Raw genomic sequence first — 19,284 nt, 5'->3', positions numbered from 1 at the left:
CCTTACTCGCTCACTAAGGACGAAGCTTGCTTTAAAAATAACTGCGCAGTCGCTTCCACATTAGAGGGAAAGAACAAATGTAGATAGCTCGCTGTTAACGCCTTTTGCTGATAAATAGGCTCCCCTGGCGCAGGATGACGCTGACGGCGACCATAACCCACAGGTGTAGGAGTATTGGCGCTACGGGACCGATGATGGGCATGTCCACGAATATCACCTTCTGGCATAACAGCTGTTTGCATGCCTTGGCAGCCACGCTTCCCCCGCATCGCGCCTTGCCCCTCCAGAATGCCTAACATGTGGTACTCTCTTTCCTCTAAATCCGTCAGGGTTTCTAAACTATAAAGCATGCCACCACACTCGGCTAAAATCGGCTGACCGGATTGGTAAAATGCCTGAATGGACGTGCGCATACTGACGTTTTCTGACAACGCCTTAGCATGCAATTCTGGGTAGCCACCTGGCAACCATAAAGCATCAGCTTCGGGCAACCCTGCATCATTTAATGGCGAGAAAAAGACCACCTTTGCCCCTAGATCTGTTAATACATTTACATTGGCATCGTAGATAAAGCTAAAGGCTGCATCTTTGGCAACGGCTATGGTTTTTCCCTGCAGTAATGGCTCAGTCTTTATAGTATTTACTGGTTTTTTCGCGGGTTGAAAAGACACGACTTTAGGCAGCGCTAATAAGCCTTTATCCTCACTTTGTTGCAACCAATCGACAGCGGCTTCAAAACGCAGTTCTAATTCATCTTTGACTTCCTCGGCTTGCACTAACCCTAGATGGCGCTCTGGCAACGTCACCTCTTCATCACGTTTGAGCGTTGCTAGTAAGGGCAAATTATCAGGCAATGCATCACGAATAAGTTGAGCATGGCGCTCACTGCCACAGCGATTTGCGATCAGACCCGCAATTTCAACATCATGACGAAAGTTCGCTAGGCCGGAGGCAACTGCCGCCGCAGTTTGTGCCATGCCCTTTACGTCCATCACAATAGCCATAGGGATATCAAAACGCGCGGCTAAATCGGCACTGGAGGGGTCGCCATCGAACATGCCCATCGCCCCTTCAACAAGAATCAAGTCCGCTTCTTGGGCGGCACGATAGAGTCTATCTTGGCAGTAATCGTCTCCGGCCATCCAAATATCTAACTGCTCAACAGATTGTTGAGACGCCTGAGCCAGAATTTGTGGATCCAGATAATCAGGCCCCGTTTTAAACACACGTACCACCTTACCCTGCTTCGTAAAATACCGAGCCAAGGCCGCTGTAATGGTCGTTTTCCCCTGATTGGAAGCTGGTGCGGTTAAAAAAAGTGCCGGACACTGCGCGGCAATTGACCTGGTCATGATGGTGTCCCTAAAATCGAATTCAATAATATGTATTGCGCCCCTAATTGTTGGGCAATGTCTTGTCCACGACCACGTTTAATGGCCGAGTTTTCGGTATCGATCAGTACACAGTCACCCAATAAAGCCCCATTGTCAGACCCTGAAAAGTCTGACAAATCCGCTTGGGTGCGGCCATCGGTCAAAATATAGGTGCGACTTAATAAGCCCGTTTGACGCTTATGTTGCAGGCTTAAGTATTGCCGAGCCTTGTCGATGACCAGCCGAAACGGTGTGCCGCCACCCGCGCTTAATTGATCTAGTAACTCGGTGATCTCTTTGGGGGCGCGTACTCTAGGTAAAACCGATGAGACCCCGTCCTGACCAAAACCTAAAATGGCCATGTACTCTCGAGCAAGATAGGCACGCTTTGCAATGTCAATAATCACCCCTTTGGCTTTTGCAAAACTCCCTTGACTCAACGTAGAGGCAGAAGCATCCAACAAAACAAGGTGCAAAACAGGCTGGCCTGTATTGGCCATTTTGGATGTTAGACTTTCTGGTGGCCAAGTTTGCGGGTTTTTCGTTAGACTTCGAAACCAGTCCACACTCACACTATTTGTGGAAGCATCAGGGCGATAGCCACCCTGATGTTTACCTCGGTGCTTTCCCGGCGTCACCTCACTGATCAACGAACTAGACGATGGGGAGCGAGCGGAAATATCACTTGCGGGAAGCGGTATTCGACCATGACTCTCTGCACTTTTTGGTGTCATACTACCCCATTCGCCTTGTGAGGCTTGATCCTCTTTCTGCTCGCTGCGGGTGTTGTTTGGCGCTTGTGAAGGCGGCATTTTTGGATCTTTAAAAGAGTCAGCGGGGCGGCGCGATGGCGGCACAATAGAAGGAGGGACTTGCTGATGAGGCTGTCGACGGTGGTCCAACACAAACGCTTCAACCGCTTGAATATCATCAATCGAAACCGTCAGTGCCCCGCGCCAAGCGGCATGCGCCATGGCAGCTCGCACCCAGACAATATCGGCTCGCACACCATCCACATTGGCTTCATAGCACCGAGTGGCAATATCCATACGCAAGGCATCAGCACAGCGTACTTTTGTTAGCAACTCTCTGGCTGCTTTCACACTGTGTCTGAGATTACGCTGTTTGTATTTGAACGCGTCACAGAAACCTTTAGGGTCTTGATCATACTCATCACGCAATCGCACGATTTGTACTCGTTCTTCTAAACTGTATTGGTTACTCAAGGACACCATCAAACCAAAACGGTCTTGCAACTGTGGACGCAATTCCCCTTCATCTGGGTTCATCGTACCGATCAATAAAAACTTTGCCTCATGTTCGTGGCTAATACCATCACGTTCGACACGATTCACGCCACTGGCAGACACATCCAACAATTGATCAACCAAATGGTCTGCCAACAAATTGACTTCATCCACGTACAAAACACCGCCATGGGCACGGCTTAACAACCCAGGTTTGAACACCACCTCCTTGTCTTGCAAAACCTGCTCTAGATCTAACGCCCCTAACAGACGATCTTCACTGGCTCCTAAAGGTAACGTCGTAAACGGCACAAACGCCTCATTATTCAGCGTTGGCATAACACCGGATAAACCACGAGCTAGGGTCGACTTCGCCGAACCACGTGGCCCACTAATGAGCACTCCACCAATTTTCGGATTAATCGCTACTAGAATAAGAGCAAGCTTCAAAGACTCTTGTCCGGCAACGGCGGTAAAGGGAAAATTACAATGGGCTAAACTGCTCATGTTGGCGTTACCTGTTTCATATGATCAAAAAGAGTGGCATAAACCCAATCAAGCACTCGATGAGTGACATGAAAAAACCGCCCTATTGTAGGCGGTTTTTATCCAGTTTGTCTTGTAGGGACACTAGAACAGGCCTCATTTTAAGTCAAACGCAAAGCTCTCAGCTAAACATTAACCATATGACATGACAAACATCTGTCTATTTGCTCACACATCCCCTAAATCATGCTTAATCGCTTCTGGACAATACTGTTTCACATGCCGCTCAACTAATCCTAAATCAAACTGCTCTAATGCCTGTTTGATTGCATGACGCTGCTGACTTGGCATGTTGTGATAGATGGCATGAAAACACTTTTCTGCTCGCTGCATATCACCTTCCTTGGCAGCCAGTAGGAGTGGTCGCCAATTTTCAGGGGTTAAACTCGTCACCAATGGGGCAGCTTTCATATCCTCAGCAGTCTGAAGGTAATGACCGTCATTACGTTCATCCGTCTCTTGTGCCCCTTCGTTATGAACAAAGGCCAAATCCTCAATATGGTTGACCAAACTTTGGTAAAGCTCTGCTACTTTGTAAGGTTTAGATACCACCTCCCAAAAGCCGACATCGATTAGGGCTTGGTGTTCTTGAATCAGTGTCGAAGCTGTTACGGCGATGATGGGAATATGCTCTACTTGAGGAAGCGCCCTGATTTCTTGCAGCAACTCACGTCCATCCATCTTGGGCATGCGAATATCGGTCAACACCAGATCGGGAGAATGTTGTTTGAACAGCGCCAGAGCTTCTTCTCCATTCTCAGCTTCCCAAACCTGACACCCTGCTTTTTCGAGTAATGTAACAAGAATATCCCGAGACCAATCATCATCATCTGCCACCAAGACCTGAATACTTCGATTCAAATGCAAATGGCTCATATCTTCACCAGATAATATCGGCATAATATCTTCCACCTCCTCTTTAAGAGGCAACAGGATAGTCACCTTCGTCCCTTCCTCTAAAACACTGTCGATGTTTAACTGCCCTTCCATTAACTTCACCAAAGTATTTGTTAACGCCAAGCCCAGCCCTGAACTCTTTTCAGCACCGCTATTTCGCGCTTGAACAAAGGGCGTGAACAAATGTTCGATGAGTTGTTCGTCCATGCCTACCCCCGTATCCCGAACCGTTAGACGCAAGATTTCGTTTTCATATAAAGCACTGACAGAGATATCACCCTGATGCGTAAACTTCGCCGCATTGGTTAGAATATTATGGAAGATGCGTTGTAACTTAACAGAATCCCCCCAAACACACAGACCTTCATTAATTTGATTGTCCACCTTAAGATCAAGACCTTTGTCTTTGACCATTTGGCGAATCACGTCAATCGCTTGGTTAATTTCTTTATGTAGTTTGATTTTGTGGCCTTGCAGATCCAAACGACCTGCCTCAATACGCGCAATATCAATAATATCATTGAGCATATTTAATAAGCGCTCACCTGCGGCAATAATCGCTTTGAACCTAGTATGAGCAACGCCCTCAAAGTGTGTATCTTCACTCAATAGTTGCGCGTAGCCAATAATGGCGTTTAGCGGCGTACGAATTTCATGGCTCATATTTGCCAGAAAATAACTTTGGCTTTGCTGTTGTTGAGCTTCTTTTTGTAAAGCAGGGTCAATATGCAGCTCATTAATTATGGTCGAATTATGATGATCTTTTTTAGAAGCAGAGGCCACATGGCTAGACCATTCTGTCTCAAATTCCTCCTCCAACTCCCCTTGATTTTCTCCTAGGTAATAAAGCGCTTCTTCTGTGGTCATCGACTTATTTTTACGAGAGGTCTCTTTTAAGAATGACTCTTGCAGCGCCACAAGGTGATAAATGCAATGAACGGTGCCAGCAATACAGGTCGGCTGATTATTTCCATCGCTTTCAACCACACTTCCACGCATCTCTATCCAATGAGCAACACCATGTTCAGAACTCATACTCAAACGTAAGCCAGGCTCTGAACTCCCTTCTTTTATTGCCATCAGCCAGTCAATAAAGGCTTCTTTATCATACTCACTTAAGTGCCTTAACCAATCATCTTTTGTTTGTACTTGTAGATGCAGTTCATCAAACCCTTCAATAAAATCCAAAGACAGTTCAAAGCGATCAGATGGAATAAACCATTGCCATAACCCAAACTGGGCATTATGAATGGCTCTAAAATGTCTCTCTTTTTCCAATGACAAAGCTCGCCACTGTCTAGCCAACAACAACGAACTAATAAAGAAGACCACAACAAACAAAAACAGCACCCAATCAAACAACTCAAAATCAGGCATTCCAAGCGCCTCCGCTATAATTTTTCAGGTCGATGAAAGTGATACCCTTGCCCCCATTCCACCCCTAATTCCCGTAGGGCCTCTACAATTTCTTGATGTTCAATAAACTCAGCCACCACAGGTTTTTTCAGCATTTTAGCCAGTTTAACAATAGAATCGACCATACCGTGATGAATGCTATTCACATGCATATCTCGAATAAACTCACCATCTATCTTGATCACATCGAACGGTAAGTCGGTTAGGTAAGAGAAAGACGAGAACCCTGTGCCAAAATCGTCTAGAGCAATACTGCAGCCAGACTCATGCAGCAAGGACATAAAATAGCGCGTTTCCGTGAAGTTATTGAGCGCTTCAGTTTCGGTAATTTCAAAGCAAAATTTATCCCCCTCCAATTGATACTCCTGTAAAGTATCTAGTATAAAAGAGGCAAAATCCGGCTCTCTCACAGACAAAGCCGACACATTTAGAGCCACTTGGTCAATGCTATTCCAAAGTTCAGGACGTTCAGCCAATTGCATCATAGTGTTCTGAATAACCCAGCGATCTATTTTGGAGACAATACCAAAGCGCTCTGCTGAACGGATAAAATCATTCGGATAAATAAGCTCACCCGTTTTGTCATCTCGCAGTCGCACCAATATCTCAATGCGTTTTTTCTTATCTTCATTATCGCTATCAAGGGAAAAAACCTGTTGAAAATGCACTTCAAATAAATCTTTCTCTAACCCATCGATGATGGTTAACGCCCAATTTAAATTACTACGACGTTCATCAAGGGCCAGTTCTTTTTCATCAACTACTACTCGCTGATAAGAACCAGATTGTTTCGAAGCGTAACTCACCTCATCGGCAATCATAATGACCTGTTCAAAGGTCACCATTTCTATAGTAATGGGAATCGCAATTTGCGTAATGGATGTCGGAAAGTTTCGACCATCCCAAGTAAAAACAAAATGCTCTATTTCCGTGTTGAGCTGTTCAAAAAAGGCTTCGATATCTTGTGCGCGGCTTCGGCCTACCGCGATGGCAAACTTATCGCCCGTAAGGCGCGCACAATAATATTTTTTGGGGTCTGCAATTTGATTGATAATCTGAGCGACTTGAAACAACAAACTATCGCCCGCCACGCAACCGCAAGCATCATTAATCAAACGAAACTCATTAATATCAATGAGGACAAAGTAAGGCACACTCACATTCGACTTATGCTGAACACCTGAAATCAGGTGGGTCACGTGCTCTTCTAAGGCATCTCGATTATAAAGTTTGGTGACAAAATCATGCTGGGCAAGATAGTTTAAGCGATCTTGCATATAACGGCGCTCGCTAACCTCTTTTTGCAAACTACGGTTAACGGCATTGAGATCTTGAGTTCGTTCACGCACTCGCTCTTCGAGCGTGTTATTTAACTCTTTAAGTTGTTGCAATAAATGGAAGCGCTCTAATTGGTTTTCCACCCGAGTTCGAACTTCATCGACTCGAATAGGCTTGGTGATGTAATCATTCCCACCAGCAGCAAACCCTTTAGTAATATCATCAACAAGGGCTGTGACAAAAATAACCGGCAAATCAACTAATACGGGGTTCGCTCGAATCCGACGGCAGGTTTCAAAGCCATCAATCCCGCCCATCATGACATCAAGCAGTACCAAATTCGGCTTATTTCGCTCTAAAAGCTCTAATGCTCGCTCACCGGAATTGGCAACCATGACCTGACATTCTTCGCTGGCGATAACGTCGCTCAGTACACGCAAATTCTCAGGAACATCGTCTACAATTAAAACAGTCGACATCTTTTTCATACAGACACCCTAATTCCATCCCTATAAACTCATCACAATTACTGTAGACAGTTACATTTGATAGATCGTTCTATAAATCTAGTCGATTCTGTTCCATTTGTTTGTCTTATTTTGTTGCGCATGGACAGATGTCGTGAAAAAAACCTCATACGATAAAAAAACGCCTTGACCTGTGACTTAACTCAAAGGTTTATACTGACTACTCATCCACTACTTAATGTCATCGCTCATGGAGAGGGTCATTACTATGTATCGAATTGGCGAATTGGCAAAGGCCTGTAAAATCAATAATGACACACTGCGTTTTTACGAAAAGAACGGCTTACTGAGCCCATCTAATCGTTCCGATTCAGGCTACCGTCTTTATTCGGAAAAAGACAAGGAAATACTGCAGTTCATTCTCCGCGCAAAAGGGGTGGGATTTAGTTTGGCGGAGATACGCGAGTTATTGTCCATTGAAGTGGATAAAGCCAATAACGCCTGCGCGGATGTTAAAGAATTAGTGGATGCAAAGTTGCTTGATGTGGAGCAGAAACTCGCCGAATTAACACGCTTTCAGACCTCCCTAAAACGTTTATCAGACGCTTGTTGTGGCGGCGAAAAAAGCGCCGAGCACTGTACGATTTTAGAGGCTCTGGAGTCTGATACCAGCCAGATTCGCCATGAACATCACCATTATAAGGCGCACTAAGATGATTTTTTTAGAACATTTCTACGTGCTTTTTTTAGAGTCTGCTCCTTGGCTACTCATCGGCCTTGTCCTTGCAGGCATGTTAAAGATGTTTGTTTCCATGTCTTGGATGACAGCCCAACTCGGGGGACATGACTTAAAAACCACCATAAAAGCTGCCTTATTTGGCGCCCCACTTCCCCTCTGTTCCTGTGGGGTGATTCCGGCAGCCGTGGGCTTGCGTCGTGCGGGGGCATCAAAAGCAGCCACCACCTCTTTTCTCGTGTCGACGCCTGAAACGGGAGTGGACTCCATTTCAGTGTCTTATGTATTGCTTGGGCCATTCATGGCTATTGTGCGCCCTATTGCTGCGGTTTGCAGTGCCATTATTGCAGGAATATTGGTTGGTAAAGACGAAGTCAAAGACAGTCAAACCACATCAATACCTAAAACCTGTTGCTCAAATCAACAACAAGAGACTAATACAAGCGGTTGCTCATCGAACACGAAAACAACCTCTTCTTGTTGCGGTCAAGACCATAAAGGAAAACAAGAACCCAGCAGCATTGTCAGTAAAATACGCTCGGGGCTTGTTTACTCTGCAACAGAATTGCTCGATGACACCGCCCTTTGGTTATTGATTGGCCTTGGCTTCGCAGCGTTAGTGCAAGCCTATTTACCAGACGGCTTTTTAGCGCAATGGGGCAACGGGCTACTGGCCATGCTGGTGATGGTAATCGTTTCTATACCAATGTATATCTGTGCGACCGCTTCCACCCCCATCGCGGCGGGGCTTCTCTTAGCAGGCGTTTCACCAGGAGCCGTGTTGGTTTTCATGATGGCAGGGCCCGCAACAAACATCGCAACACTTGGCGTTGTCAGCAAAGAGCTCGGTAAACGAGCCCTAATGGGGTATTTAACTGGCGTATTGGGTGGTGCACTCTTCTTTGGTTACTTGGTTGACCTAGCGGTCGCACAATTTAACATTCAAGTGATGCCACAAGTCGGCCAAGAAGAGACTCTACTACCCACTTTGGTAACACTATCAGCTGGTGCATTACTTGCTTTACTCATTCTCCTATCGTTAATCAGGAAAATGAAAAATCGAATCACTGATAGCGATTGTCATCATGCCCATGGTCACAATCACTAGATGCTTTATTAATAAAGAAGAGACCTTTGCACGATGTCACGAGCGACGCCGAGACGCGGCAAAAACAGACGAGAAAGCGGAGTTTATCGCTATAAATGAGCATTTTGAGTCTGTTTTTAACAAAGTATTGGCAAGTGCAGTAGTCGTGCAAAAGTCTCAAAGAAGATTGTTTCCTCTGATCAACTTGTAACGGCTATCCAAGCGCTAACATTACAAGCGACTTTTACCATAAACAAACGAGCCATTTTCAACAGAGGCTTGCGGGCCAGGAACCGCCTCTCCCGTTTGTGGTGAGATAGGAAAAATAGCATTGATCTGCCCCGTACCAGAGCTACCAAAGTATGGGGTCACCACTTCTACTTTTTGATCATAATCCGACCAACCTAATGCGCCCAATAACATGGCGGTATCATGCATAAATCCTTCACCGTGTCCTTTTGCGGCGTATTCAGGCAGCATTTCACAGAATGTTTTCCACTCTGCGTTTTCCCACATCTCAACGACTCTGTGATCCAAGGTTTCTAAGAATGGACTCCACACTTTGGTGGAAAAATCTGGAGCTTGCCCATTTTGCGCGAAACGGTGAGAAAGCGAACCACTGGCGAGGATCGCCACGGTTCCGTCATAGTGTTTTTCAATTGCTTCACGAATCGCCCACCCCAAACGAGCCGAGTCATTGAGATAATGCACCGTTAATAACGCCGATACAGAGACGGCTTTAAAGTGACGATCTTCATTCATGTATCGCATTGGCACTAACGTTCCGTACTCAGGTGCCAAGGTGGTTGCATCATGAGCTAAGGTTTCCACCCCTTGCTCATTACATACCTGAGCAATGATACGACCTAACTCCGGGTTACCATCCAACGCATACGGCATATTATTGATAAAGTGAGGCAATTCATTACTTGTGTATACGCCTTCCCAGTGTGGAGCACAGTTAATGTGATAATTGGCATTAACCAACCAGTGCGTATCAAACACGACAATGGTATCCACACCCAGTTCTCGACAACGCTTTGAGATCTCGTAATGCCCGTCAATAGCGGCCTGACGAAATCCTTTTTTAGGGCCATCAAGCTCTGAAAGATACATAGAGGGAACATGCGTTATTTTTGCAGCAAGGGCTAATTTACCCATACGTTTTCTCCGCTTTTTATCATAATTATCGATACAAAACTTCAGGTAGTACAAGCGCGATGGAACTGACAAACACGATCAATCCCAAGCGAACCATGTCTGCGCACCAAAAGGTGCGCTATACCTTTAAAAATTGTCTCTGTTTTTACAGTGACCATATAATCGTGAAGCGCTTTGAAAATAGGTTAAAAGTCAACTTTCTCTTCAAGGTTGGCTGAGTACTCAATAATAAAATGCAGAGAGAACCTAGCCTCTCTGCATGGTAATAGTGTCCTAGACACCCCATTTTGGAATGTGGTGACTGCCCATACTGATACAGACGTTTTTAGGTTCACAGAAGACTTCGAAACTGTAATCTCCCCCTTCTCGCCCTGTGCCAGAGGCTTTCATACCACCAAATGGGGTTCGAAGATCTCGCACGTTTTGGCTGTTGACAAACATCATTCCTGCTTCAATTTGACGCGCAATGCGATGTACTTTGCTGACATCTTGAGTCCATAAGTAAGAAGCCAGTCCGTAATCATTGTCATTGGCCATCTTCACAACGTCTGCTTCGTCCTTAAATGGGATAATCACAGCAACGGGGCCAAAGATTTCTTCGCGAGCAATTCGCATGGTATTGGTAACATCACGGAAGGCGGTTGGACGTACAAAGTGGCCGCCTTTAAGATGCTCTGGAAGCTCATCAAGTGGTTTATCAGGCCCCCCTGCAATGAGCTTGGCTCCCTCTTCAATGCCCAACTTGATATAGCCAGTGACCTTTTCCCAATGCGCTTTAGAGATCAATGAGCCCACTTGAGTTTGCATATCGTTTGGATCGCCGACTTTGATTTTGGCGGCACGAGCAGCGAAATCATCACAGAACTTGTCGTAAATAGTTTCTTGAACAAATAGACGGGAACCGGCAGTGCAACGTTCACCGTTAATGGAGAAAATGCCGAATACGGCGGCATCGAGGGCTCGCTCATAGTCGCAATCATCAAAAATCATTACGGGGGATTTACCACCCAGCTCCATGGAGAATTTCTTCAGACCCGCATTCGCAATGATGTGTTTACCCGTTGCCGTGCCGCCGGTAAACGAAATGGCATTGACACTTGGGTCCGTGATCAAGGCGTTTCCGGTTGTCCCACCAAAACCATGAACCACATTAAATACGCCCGCAGGAACCCCGGCTTCAAGGGCAATCTTACCTAAAAAGTCTGTTGTCAAAGGAGACAGTTCAGACTGCTTTATGACCGCCGTATTCCCCAATGCAAGACAAGGTGCTGTTTTCCAGGTTCCGGTCATAAAAGGAACGTTCCACGGAGAAATCAAAGCACACACACCAGTTGGCTGGTACAAACTGTAGTTCAGCATTTGGTCATCCATTGGATAAGTATGACCGTTCATTTGGCGAGACTTCTCGGCAAAGAAATAGAAATTGTTAGACGCTCGAGGCACAAGTGCATTACGAGTTTGATACAGAGGAAGACCCGTATCAGCGGTTTCTAAAGCAGACAATTCATCGACATTCTGAGCAATCAAATCCCCCATTTTTTCAATGATTTTAGAACGCTTAGCAACGGGCATGTTGGCCCAAGCTGGAAACGCAGCTTTCGCAGCGGCAACCGCTTCTGCGACTTGTGTATCGGACGCATGGGCCACTTCGGCAAGCACTTCTCCCGTCGCAGGGTTAAAGGTTTGAAACGTCTCCTTGCTTTCAACCCATTTACCATTTATTAAGTTCTTAATCATCGTCTTCATTCTCCAAGCTAGAAATTAGGTATTTTCTTTGTTACACCCAATTTAGTTAACATGTTAAATAAATTAAACTTAACTGCAATAAGGTGTCAAGCCTACACCGTTAAAGAAAGCAAATTAATTTGCGAGAGAGAAGGACACGGCTAAGCAGTACAGGTGCATTGGCTAGCAACATTGTTATGTGCGAGCAGGCTTGATACACAACCTTAATGGCTTCAGTGGCATTAAGCTCATCAACGATTCATCGATTAAAGCGCATATTGATGTTGACAAGGATTTTTTTTTACGCAAACATGATTAACATGTTAACTACATTTGGCAAGAATAATAATGTTTTACTATAGGCAAAAAGAATCAGATACAGCCATTGAAAAAACGGCCCAAGCCAGTGTTGAGATTCCCTTAGACGACACTGTCCTTCCTCCGACATCTGGCAGCGTCATAGGCGTAGCGCTGAATGATAAAGCCCTCGTTAAAACGCTTGAAACAAGCTTTCACGAGAAGCCCCATGTGCAACCACCGAAAACACCCGTTTTGTATATCAAAACAGACAATACGCACATAGGCTATGGCGCTCCAATCAAGGTGCCTACTGACAAAGGCCCCATTTATGCTGGCCCTTCTCTTGGCATTGTCATCGGCAAGCAAGCCACACGGGTAAGTGTTGAAAATGCACTTGATGTGATTCAAGGATTTACGGTAGTGAACGAAGTAAGCTTGGCAGAAACGTCGTTTTATCGCCCAGCCGTCAAGGCCAAATGTCGTGACACTTTTTGCCCTATTGGCCCTTGGGTTATTGATAAGGAATCGGTCCAGAATCCTAACAGTCTCACTATCCGCACTGTCATTAATGATCAGCAGGTCCATGAAACCAACACAAATCAGCTCATCTACTCTATTGAAGAGGTCGTGAGTTATATCAGCGGATTCATGACTCTTGAGGCAGGTGACATCATCATTGCTGGAACGCCACTGCGTTCTGCAGAGCTTGAAATCAAGCCTGGCGATAATGTGATGATAGACATCCAAGGCGTTGGCCGACTCAGTAACCCAGTGGAAATGGAATAGGAAAAAGACATGAAGAGTGCTCGTATACTATTTAACCATGAAACTTTGCATGTCACGGTGAATGAAAAAGACCAAGTCGTTACGCAAGAAGGCAAGGTGCTTGAGGAAGGTTCCTTCACTTGGCTGCCCCCTTGTGACGGAAAAATCTTTGTGCTTGCTATTAATTATGCTGACCATGCGGCCGAGCTGTCATTCAAAGCACCCGATGAACCACTTGTGTTTTTAAAAAACAACAACTCGTTGATCGGTCATAACCAACACACCTATCGACCAGACAATGTGGATTACATGCACTATGAGTGTGAGCTGGTTGTCGTCATTGGCAAACAAGCCAAAAACGTTTCTGTCGACGACGCGATGGATTACGTGGGTGGGTACACAGTGGGTAACGATTACGCCATTCGTGACTATTTGGAAAACTACTACCGTCCAAACTTACGCGTTAAGAGCCGTGACACATGCACACCAATCGGTCCCTACCTTGTCGATGCGAAAGATGTCAAAGACCCTCACAACTTGGTTCTTCGCACCTATATCAACGGCGAGCTCAAACAAGAAGGCAATACAAAAGACTTGGTTTTTAACATCCCTCAATTAATCGCTTACCTTAGTGACATCATGACCTTGTCGCCTGGGGATATGATTTTTACCGGCACGCCAGAAGGCTTGGCCGATGTGAAATCAGGGGATGTGATTACGACCGAAGTAGAAGGCGTTGGTATTCTTAAAAATACCATCATTTCAGAAACGGAATACCTAAAAACGATTAATAAACAATAAGGGGAGAGACATGCTTTCTAAAGATATTATTACCTCCTGCGCACAACGCCTTAACCAAGCGGAAAAAGAGCGCAAGCAGATTCGTCAAATCTCCCTTGATTACCCAGACATCACTTTTGAAGATGCCTACGCCATCCAGCGTGAGTGGGTGCAGATCAAACTCAATGAAGGCCGTAAAATTATTGGCCATAAAATTGGCTTAACCTCTCGTGCCATGCAAATGAGTTCTCAAATTGATGAGCCAGACTACGGCACACTATTGGACGATATGCTCTATCACGATGGCTGTGAGATTGAAACGGACAAATTCATTGTACCACGTATCGAGGTCGAATTAGCCTTCATTCTCGATAAACCGTTAAAAGGGCCTAACTGCACGATTTTTGATGTGTACGATGCCACAGGCTACGTTGTTCCAGCATTAGAGCTGATCGACGCACGCAGCCAATCTATCGATCCTGAGACTAAACGCCCAAGAAAAGTTTTTGATACGATTTCAGACAATGCTGCTAACGCCGCCATTATTCTAGGCGGCCGTCCTATCAAAGTGGATGAAATGGATTTACGATGGGCTGCTGCTATCATGCAGCGAAATGGCATTATAGAAGAAACTGGTGTGGCAGCTGGCGTGCTCAATCACCCAGCTAATGGTGTTGCTTGGCTCGCCAATAAACTGGCCCCGTTTGATGTGGAATTAGAAACGGGTCAGATTATTCTAGGCGGTTCTTTCACGCGCCCCATTGCTGCAAGAAAAGGCGATACCTTTAACGTTGACTATGGTCCACTGGGTTCTGTGTCTTGCCATTTTGCCTAGGAGGTTATGAATGTCTGCCCCAAAAAATACCTTTAAAACCGCGCTAAAAGAACGTCAAGCACAGATTGGCCTCTGGCTAGGACTCGCCAATAATTACACAGCGGAACTGATTGCGTCAGCTGGATTTGATTGGTTATTGATCGATGGCGAGCATGCCCCCAACACATTGCAAACGATGGTTGGCCAAATGCAAGCCATTGCCCCTTTTGCTAGCCACCCTATTGTTCGCCCTGCGTGGGCAGATCATGTGGCCATTAAGCAAATCCTAGATATTGGTGTGCAAACCATTTTGGCCCCCATGGTAGACAGTGCTGAACAGGCAAAACAAATTGTCAAAGCCACCCGCTACCCTCCAGAAGGCATTCGTGGCGTTGGCAGTGCACTAGCACGGGCTTCACAGTTCAATAGAACGCCTGATTATCTAAAAACCGCCAATGACGAAATCTGTGTGTTGGTGCAAATTGAATCCGTTCAAGCCGTTGCAGAGCTGGACAACATTCTGGCGGTTGAAGGGGTCGATGGCGTATTTATTGGCCCGGCGGATCTTAGTGCGTCCCTTGGTTATATTGGTCAACCCAATCACCCTGACGTGGTTAAGGTAATAGAAGAAAGTATTGCTAAGATTGTAGCTGCTGGCAAAGCCCCCGGCATTTTGATGGCAGACAAGAAACAAGCAAAACATTATTTATCTTTAGGAGCATTATTTGTCGCCGTTGGTAGTGATACTGGCTTACTGATGAATAGCACCAAGGCTTTAGTGAGTGAGTTCAAAGGTGACCCCAACTCACTAGAAGAGGCAACAGCATCCGTCTATTAGCGTCTGCTGCTTGTAATCTGGATGTCGATCTCCTCCCATACGGCATTCAGTTTTATGATCATTACTTGATCACCCTTACTTTTGCCAGCACTATGACAATTCATAGGCTGGCCTTTTTTAACAGCAATTATTCATTAATAAAAATAAGAATGCTTTACCATGAACAAAGAATGGATACCGAATATTAATATTGGTCAAGACTACGATAAAGCCTATCAAGACGCGACCATTCACTTTGATGTGCTAGGCAGGATGGCGGACTTTTTTGGCCGCGATATGCCCATGCATTTGCATGCCGAGTATTGTCAAATCCACCTTATTCTATCCGGTAAAACGCTTTTTAATATCGATCAAAACGTGTTCAAAGCTGAAGACTGTGCCGCTTTTTACACCCCACCCGCGACGCCTCATGCGTTTTTAACGGAACCAACTGCTCCTGGTTACGTGATTACCATCCATAGTAGCCATCTGCAAAAAATTATGGTTGAGCTAAACAAATACAGCAATCAAGAATCCTTGCTGATGCCCTTCTGTATTGATAAACAAAAGGCATCAGAAACAGATAACGTGTATTGGGAACAACTATTAAACCTTTTTAAGATGCTCAAAGCAGAATGGGGGAATTCTTCGCTCTATCAACAGAACAGCATCGAATCTATTGTAAAACTTATTTTTATCAATATGTTAAGACTGTCTGGTGAAGAACATCCCAAAAAGCAACACAGTCAAAATGAGATTCTTTGTTTTAGAGAATTCAGTACTCTTATTGAAAAATACTTCCTCAAAGAAAAACAAATTCAATTCTATTGCCAGCAATTGAACATCAATGAAAGCCGATTAAACTACCTGTGTAAAAAAATCACCGGTGTCAGTCCAAAGAAAATGATCAATAATCGGATTCTTTTGGAAGCTAAACGCCTACTTACCCACACCAACAAAAACTTAACTGAAATATCCTACACTCTGGGCTATATAGATCCTTCTTATTTTTCTCGCTTCTTTATTAAACACGCAAATATCAGCCCATCAGAGTTTCGGAAACACCACAGAACAGAGCCAACTTAACCTTGAATTCAACCAATTGAAGTGGATTGATAAACACTCGCCTCTTGGCAATTCAAGATACTCAGAGCCACTAGTATTTAAAGAGGCAGTGAACACTAAAATATCGATTGCGCGACCACTGCTATTAATCATGTTATCGAAGAACGAGCCTTATGAATTCGTTAAAAAGTAGACTGTTAATTCCCTTGCTTGGCTGCCTTGTGGCATTTGGTCCTTTATCCATCGATATGTACCTACCAAGTTTGCCAACCATCGCCTATGATTTAGGAACCAGCAATCAAATCATTCAAACAACCATTACTGTTTTTCTATTAGGGATGGCATTAGGCATGTTGCTTTTTGGCCCTCTATCAGATTTATTAGGTAGGAAAAGCCTCTTGATCGTGGGCATTATCTGCTACCTTTTAAGCAGTTTTGGCTGTTCTATTGCGGCCTCAGGTGAGAGTCTTATTGCCTATCGTTTTTTACAATCCCTAGGCGGTGCGGCAGCCTCTATCTTAGGTAGAGCGCTGGTAAGAGACCTATTTGAACTAAAAAGAGCCGCATCTATTCTTTCTTATATGCACGTCATTTCGATGATGGTGATGCTCGTTTCTCCTATTTTGGGTGCCGCCATTGTCGACCATTTTGATTGGCGTTGGATTTTTTACGTTCTAGCCTTATTCTCTCTTATCACGCTACTTAGCAGCATCTGGATTCTGCCTTCTGAACAGAGTAAGAAAAAGCAATCCTTTCACATTACTCACTATGTGGAAAACTATCTCATCTGCTTACGGGCACCTCTCGTGGTTCAATACGCACTAACTAATGCGTTCTCGTTTGCTGGTATGTTTGCTTTTATTGCGACCTCCTCTTTTATTTACATAGAGCATTACCATATTTCAAAGCAGCACTACGCTATGCTCTTTTCGGCCAATATATTCGCCATCATCCTAATCACGTTACTGAATTCATATTTAAGTAAACGCTTCACTGTGAAAGCGGCTCTTTATTGCATGATATTTGTTTCTTTCTCTGCAACACTAATGATCTGGTATGCGTACTTTTTCACTCAAGTGCCTATGACGCTATTTATTGCTGCAACCATGATTTATATATCGGTTACCGGCGCTATTGGCGCTAACAGCTTGGCTATTCTGTTCTCCCAATTACCTGATAAAGCCGGCACCACGTCAGGATTATTGGTTGCTGTTCAATTTGCCATGGGGAGCCTGATCAGCTACATCGCCAGCTTGCTTTTCGATGGCTCCCCGCAAATTTTACTTATTATGATGGGAAGTTGCGGCATACTATGCAGTAGCTGTTTTATTAGCACATTGATAACGCGAGCTAAGCAGGTTTGATATATTGAACGTAAAACCGCCCGATGATCACACCAAGCATTTTGACTATCGAAAAGTGTGTCTTAATTTTGTGAGTCTATCTATTTCACTTAGGGTATTGTCAAGAAATCCCTGCCATTTCTAGAGATATTCGTCTTGGTGTTTTTCTAAACAGGCAAGCACCCCATTCTAGAAAAGTCCTAACTTTTGTGAAAAAAGCACATTCATTAAATCTTTCTCCCGTCTAATACTGTTCCAATCAAAACAAAAACAAAATAGAGAGAAAAATGATGAAACGTGCTAATCCTTTATTAAAAGACCTTCAAGCTGTTCTACCAGACATCGCTAAAAACGCGACAAAAACCGAAGAACTCAGAAAAGTACCATCTGAGAATATCGACCTTCTTAAAAAAGTTGGATTACATAAAGCCTTTTTACCAAAAGCCTATGGTGGCTATGAAATATCGCTTCCTGAATTTGGCGATTGTATTGCTGCATTGGCGGGGGCTTGTGCCAGTACGGCTTGGGCGTTCAGTCTTTTATGTACCCATAATCATCAACTTGCTTTGTTTCCAAAACAGCTACAAGATGAGGTTTGGGGAAATGATCCAAATGCACTAGCAAGCAGTAGTATTGCACCCTTTGGCCGCTATGAAGAAACGGAAGGCGGTATCCTATTCAATGGTGATATGAAATGGAGCAGTGGCTGTGATCATGCCCAATGGGCCATTGTTGGCTTCTTACGTGATAATCAAGAAGGGGCTAAAGATTACTGTTTTGCGGTGATTCCCGCGACCGATTACACCATCGACGACGATTGGAATGCGATGGCAATGAAAGGCTCAGGCACAAAGACGCTGCAAATTAGAAATGCCTATGTTCCAGAACACCGCATTCAAAAAGCCAAAGATATGATGGAAGGTAAATCCGCTGGTTACGGCCTGTATCCGGACAGTGATTTATTTTATTCACCCTACCGCCCTTATTTTGCTTCTGGCTTTTCGGCCATTTCTCTTGGTATTGCCGAACGTATGCTCGAAGTTTACAAGGAAGTGACCAGCAACCGTGTGCGAGCCTACACTGGTGCAAAAGTGCATGCCGCTATTCCCGCGATTCTTCGTACCGGTGAATCGACTCACCAAATTCTTGCCGCTCGTGCTTTCCTAGAAAAAACATGGGAAGAGCATGCTGAATACGCTAAAGCCCATCGCTACCCTGATCGTTACACTCTCGCCCATTGGCGTACAAACCAAGCCTACGTGACAAAAATGTGTATTGAAGCCGTTGATAGATTATTTAATGCCATTGGTGCATCAAACTGGTTATTGGATAAAGAGGCACAACGTTTATTCCGCGATGCTCACATGACAGGTTCACACGCTTACACGGATTATGACGTTTGCGCTCAAATCCTCGGTCGTGAAGTCATGGGGTTAGAGCCGGATCCATCACTACTATAATCTCACT

15 protein-coding genes are annotated in these 19,284 nt (G+C 44.8%); 9 read left to right on the top strand and 6 right to left on the bottom strand.

Going from position 1 to position 19,284, the window contains the following annotated elements; all coding sequences use genetic code 11:
• Positions 1-2 precede the first annotated feature (2 nt).
• The 4 genes from JHD45_RS04150 to JHD45_RS04135 form a co-directional block, all read right to left on the bottom strand.
• A complete protein-coding gene (locus JHD45_RS04150) occupies positions 3-1,352 on the bottom strand; it encodes a cobyrinate a,c-diamide synthase (protein ID WP_199475104.1) in 1,350 nt (449 codons plus the stop codon).
• On the bottom strand, positions 1,349-3,127 hold the full coding sequence (locus JHD45_RS04145; protein WP_199475103.1) for an ATP-binding protein: 1,779 nt from the start codon (positions 3,125-3,127) through the stop codon (positions 1,349-1,351). The genes JHD45_RS04150 and JHD45_RS04145 overlap by 4 nt, the downstream gene beginning before the upstream one ends.
• A gap of 207 nt (positions 3,128-3,334) precedes the next feature.
• Entirely contained in the window at positions 3,335-5,440 is a 2,106-nt protein-coding gene (locus JHD45_RS04140) for a hybrid sensor histidine kinase/response regulator (RefSeq protein WP_199475101.1), read from the bottom strand.
• A gap of 14 nt (positions 5,441-5,454) precedes the next feature.
• Positions 5,455-7,245, bottom strand: coding sequence for an EAL domain-containing protein (locus JHD45_RS04135; RefSeq protein WP_199475099.1), 1,791 nt, complete (start codon positions 7,243-7,245; stop codon positions 5,455-5,457).
• A 247-nt stretch (positions 7,246-7,492) separates the two neighbouring features.
• Here JHD45_RS04135 and zntR point away from each other — a divergent pair, with 247 nt between their 5' ends.
• Positions 7,493-7,936, top strand: coding sequence for a Zn(2+)-responsive transcriptional regulator (gene zntR, locus JHD45_RS04130; protein WP_199475097.1), 444 nt, complete (start codon positions 7,493-7,495; stop codon positions 7,934-7,936).
• Between the two features lies 1 nt (position 7,937).
• The gene (locus JHD45_RS04125) at positions 7,938-9,068 is read left to right on the top strand and encodes an SO_0444 family Cu/Zn efflux transporter (RefSeq protein ID WP_199475095.1); all 1,131 of its coding nucleotides are present in this window, start codon (positions 7,938-7,940) and stop codon (positions 9,066-9,068) included.
• Positions 9,069-9,278: 210 nt separating this feature from the next.
• Here JHD45_RS04125 and hpaD read toward each other — a convergent pair whose 3' ends face one another.
• The gene (gene hpaD / locus JHD45_RS04120; protein ID WP_199475088.1) at positions 9,279-10,208 is read right to left on the bottom strand and encodes a 3,4-dihydroxyphenylacetate 2,3-dioxygenase; all 930 of its coding nucleotides are present in this window, start codon (positions 10,206-10,208) and stop codon (positions 9,279-9,281) included.
• Between the two features lie 273 nt (positions 10,209-10,481).
• Complete coding sequence (gene hpaE / locus JHD45_RS04115) at positions 10,482-11,945, bottom strand: 5-carboxymethyl-2-hydroxymuconate semialdehyde dehydrogenase (protein WP_199475080.1); 1,464 nt, start codon at positions 11,943-11,945, stop codon at positions 10,482-10,484.
• A 336-nt stretch (positions 11,946-12,281) separates the two neighbouring features.
• Here hpaE and JHD45_RS04110 point away from each other — a divergent pair, with 336 nt between their 5' ends.
• From JHD45_RS04110 to JHD45_RS04080, 7 genes are all read left to right on the top strand, one after another.
• Complete coding sequence (locus tag JHD45_RS04110) at positions 12,282-13,019, top strand: fumarylacetoacetate hydrolase family protein (protein WP_199475073.1); 738 nt, start codon at positions 12,282-12,284, stop codon at positions 13,017-13,019.
• A gap of 9 nt (positions 13,020-13,028) precedes the next feature.
• Positions 13,029-13,799: a fumarylacetoacetate hydrolase family protein gene (locus JHD45_RS04105; RefSeq protein ID WP_199475066.1), complete on the top strand. Its 771-nt coding sequence runs from the start codon at positions 13,029-13,031 to the stop codon at positions 13,797-13,799.
• Between the two features lie 10 nt (positions 13,800-13,809).
• Entirely contained in the window at positions 13,810-14,613 is an 804-nt protein-coding gene (gene hpaH / locus JHD45_RS04100) for a 2-oxo-hept-4-ene-1,7-dioate hydratase (RefSeq protein WP_199475058.1), read from the top strand.
• A gap of 10 nt (positions 14,614-14,623) precedes the next feature.
• Entirely contained in the window at positions 14,624-15,430 is an 807-nt protein-coding gene (gene hpaI, locus JHD45_RS04095) for a 4-hydroxy-2-oxoheptanedioate aldolase (RefSeq protein WP_199475056.1), read from the top strand.
• A gap of 159 nt (positions 15,431-15,589) precedes the next feature.
• Positions 15,590-16,495 (top strand): helix-turn-helix domain-containing protein, encoded by a 906-nt coding sequence (locus tag JHD45_RS04090; protein ID WP_199475054.1) that lies wholly within the window; start codon positions 15,590-15,592, stop codon positions 16,493-16,495.
• Between the two features lie 152 nt (positions 16,496-16,647).
• Complete coding sequence (locus JHD45_RS04085; protein ID WP_199475052.1) at positions 16,648-17,838, top strand: multidrug effflux MFS transporter; 1,191 nt, start codon at positions 16,648-16,650, stop codon at positions 17,836-17,838.
• 266 nt (positions 17,839-18,104) lie between these two features.
• Positions 18,105-19,277 (top strand): p-hydroxyphenylacetate 3-hydroxylase oxygenase component, encoded by a 1,173-nt coding sequence (locus JHD45_RS04080; RefSeq protein ID WP_233407564.1) that lies wholly within the window; start codon positions 18,105-18,107, stop codon positions 19,275-19,277.
• Positions 19,278-19,284: the final 7 nt, after the last annotated feature.

It is taken from the genome of Marinomonas spartinae, from assembly GCF_016461715.1.
Taxonomy (GTDB): domain Bacteria; phylum Pseudomonadota; class Gammaproteobacteria; order Pseudomonadales; family Marinomonadaceae; genus Marinomonas; species Marinomonas spartinae_A.
This window is presented reverse-complemented; position numbering and strand designations above follow the sequence as displayed.

Excerpts from the sequence above, each read along its gene's own strand:
- JHD45_RS04150 (WP_199475104.1), bottom strand. The coding sequence starts at position 1,352 with ATGACCAGGTCAATTGCCGCGCAGTGTCCGGCACTTTTTTTAACCGCA.
- hpaI (WP_199475056.1), top strand. The coding sequence starts at position 14,624 with ATGTCTGCCCCAAAAAATACCTTTAAAACCGCGCTAAAAGAACGTCAA.
- JHD45_RS04135 (WP_199475099.1), bottom strand. The coding sequence starts at position 7,245 with ATGAAAAAGATGTCGACTGTTTTAATTGTAGACGATGTTCCTGAGAAT.
- hpaD (WP_199475088.1), bottom strand. The coding sequence starts at position 10,208 with ATGGGTAAATTAGCCCTTGCTGCAAAAATAACGCATGTTCCCTCTATG.
- zntR (WP_199475097.1), top strand. The coding sequence starts at position 7,493 with ATGTATCGAATTGGCGAATTGGCAAAGGCCTGTAAAATCAATAATGAC.
- hpaH (WP_199475058.1), top strand. The coding sequence starts at position 13,810 with ATGCTTTCTAAAGATATTATTACCTCCTGCGCACAACGCCTTAACCAA.
- JHD45_RS04105 (WP_199475066.1), top strand. The coding sequence starts at position 13,029 with ATGAAGAGTGCTCGTATACTATTTAACCATGAAACTTTGCATGTCACG.
- JHD45_RS04140 (WP_199475101.1), bottom strand. The coding sequence starts at position 5,440 with ATGCCTGATTTTGAGTTGTTTGATTGGGTGCTGTTTTTGTTTGTTGTG.
- JHD45_RS04085 (WP_199475052.1), top strand. The coding sequence starts at position 16,648 with ATGAATTCGTTAAAAAGTAGACTGTTAATTCCCTTGCTTGGCTGCCTT.
- JHD45_RS04080 (WP_233407564.1), top strand. The coding sequence starts at position 18,105 with ATGATGAAACGTGCTAATCCTTTATTAAAAGACCTTCAAGCTGTTCTA.
- JHD45_RS04145 (WP_199475103.1), bottom strand. The coding sequence starts at position 3,127 with ATGAGCAGTTTAGCCCATTGTAATTTTCCCTTTACCGCCGTTGCCGGA.
- JHD45_RS04125 (WP_199475095.1), top strand. The coding sequence starts at position 7,938 with ATGATTTTTTTAGAACATTTCTACGTGCTTTTTTTAGAGTCTGCTCCT.
- JHD45_RS04090 (WP_199475054.1), top strand. The coding sequence starts at position 15,590 with ATGAACAAAGAATGGATACCGAATATTAATATTGGTCAAGACTACGAT.
- hpaE (WP_199475080.1), bottom strand. The coding sequence starts at position 11,945 with ATGATTAAGAACTTAATAAATGGTAAATGGGTTGAAAGCAAGGAGACG.
- JHD45_RS04110 (WP_199475073.1), top strand. The coding sequence starts at position 12,282 with ATGTTTTACTATAGGCAAAAAGAATCAGATACAGCCATTGAAAAAACG.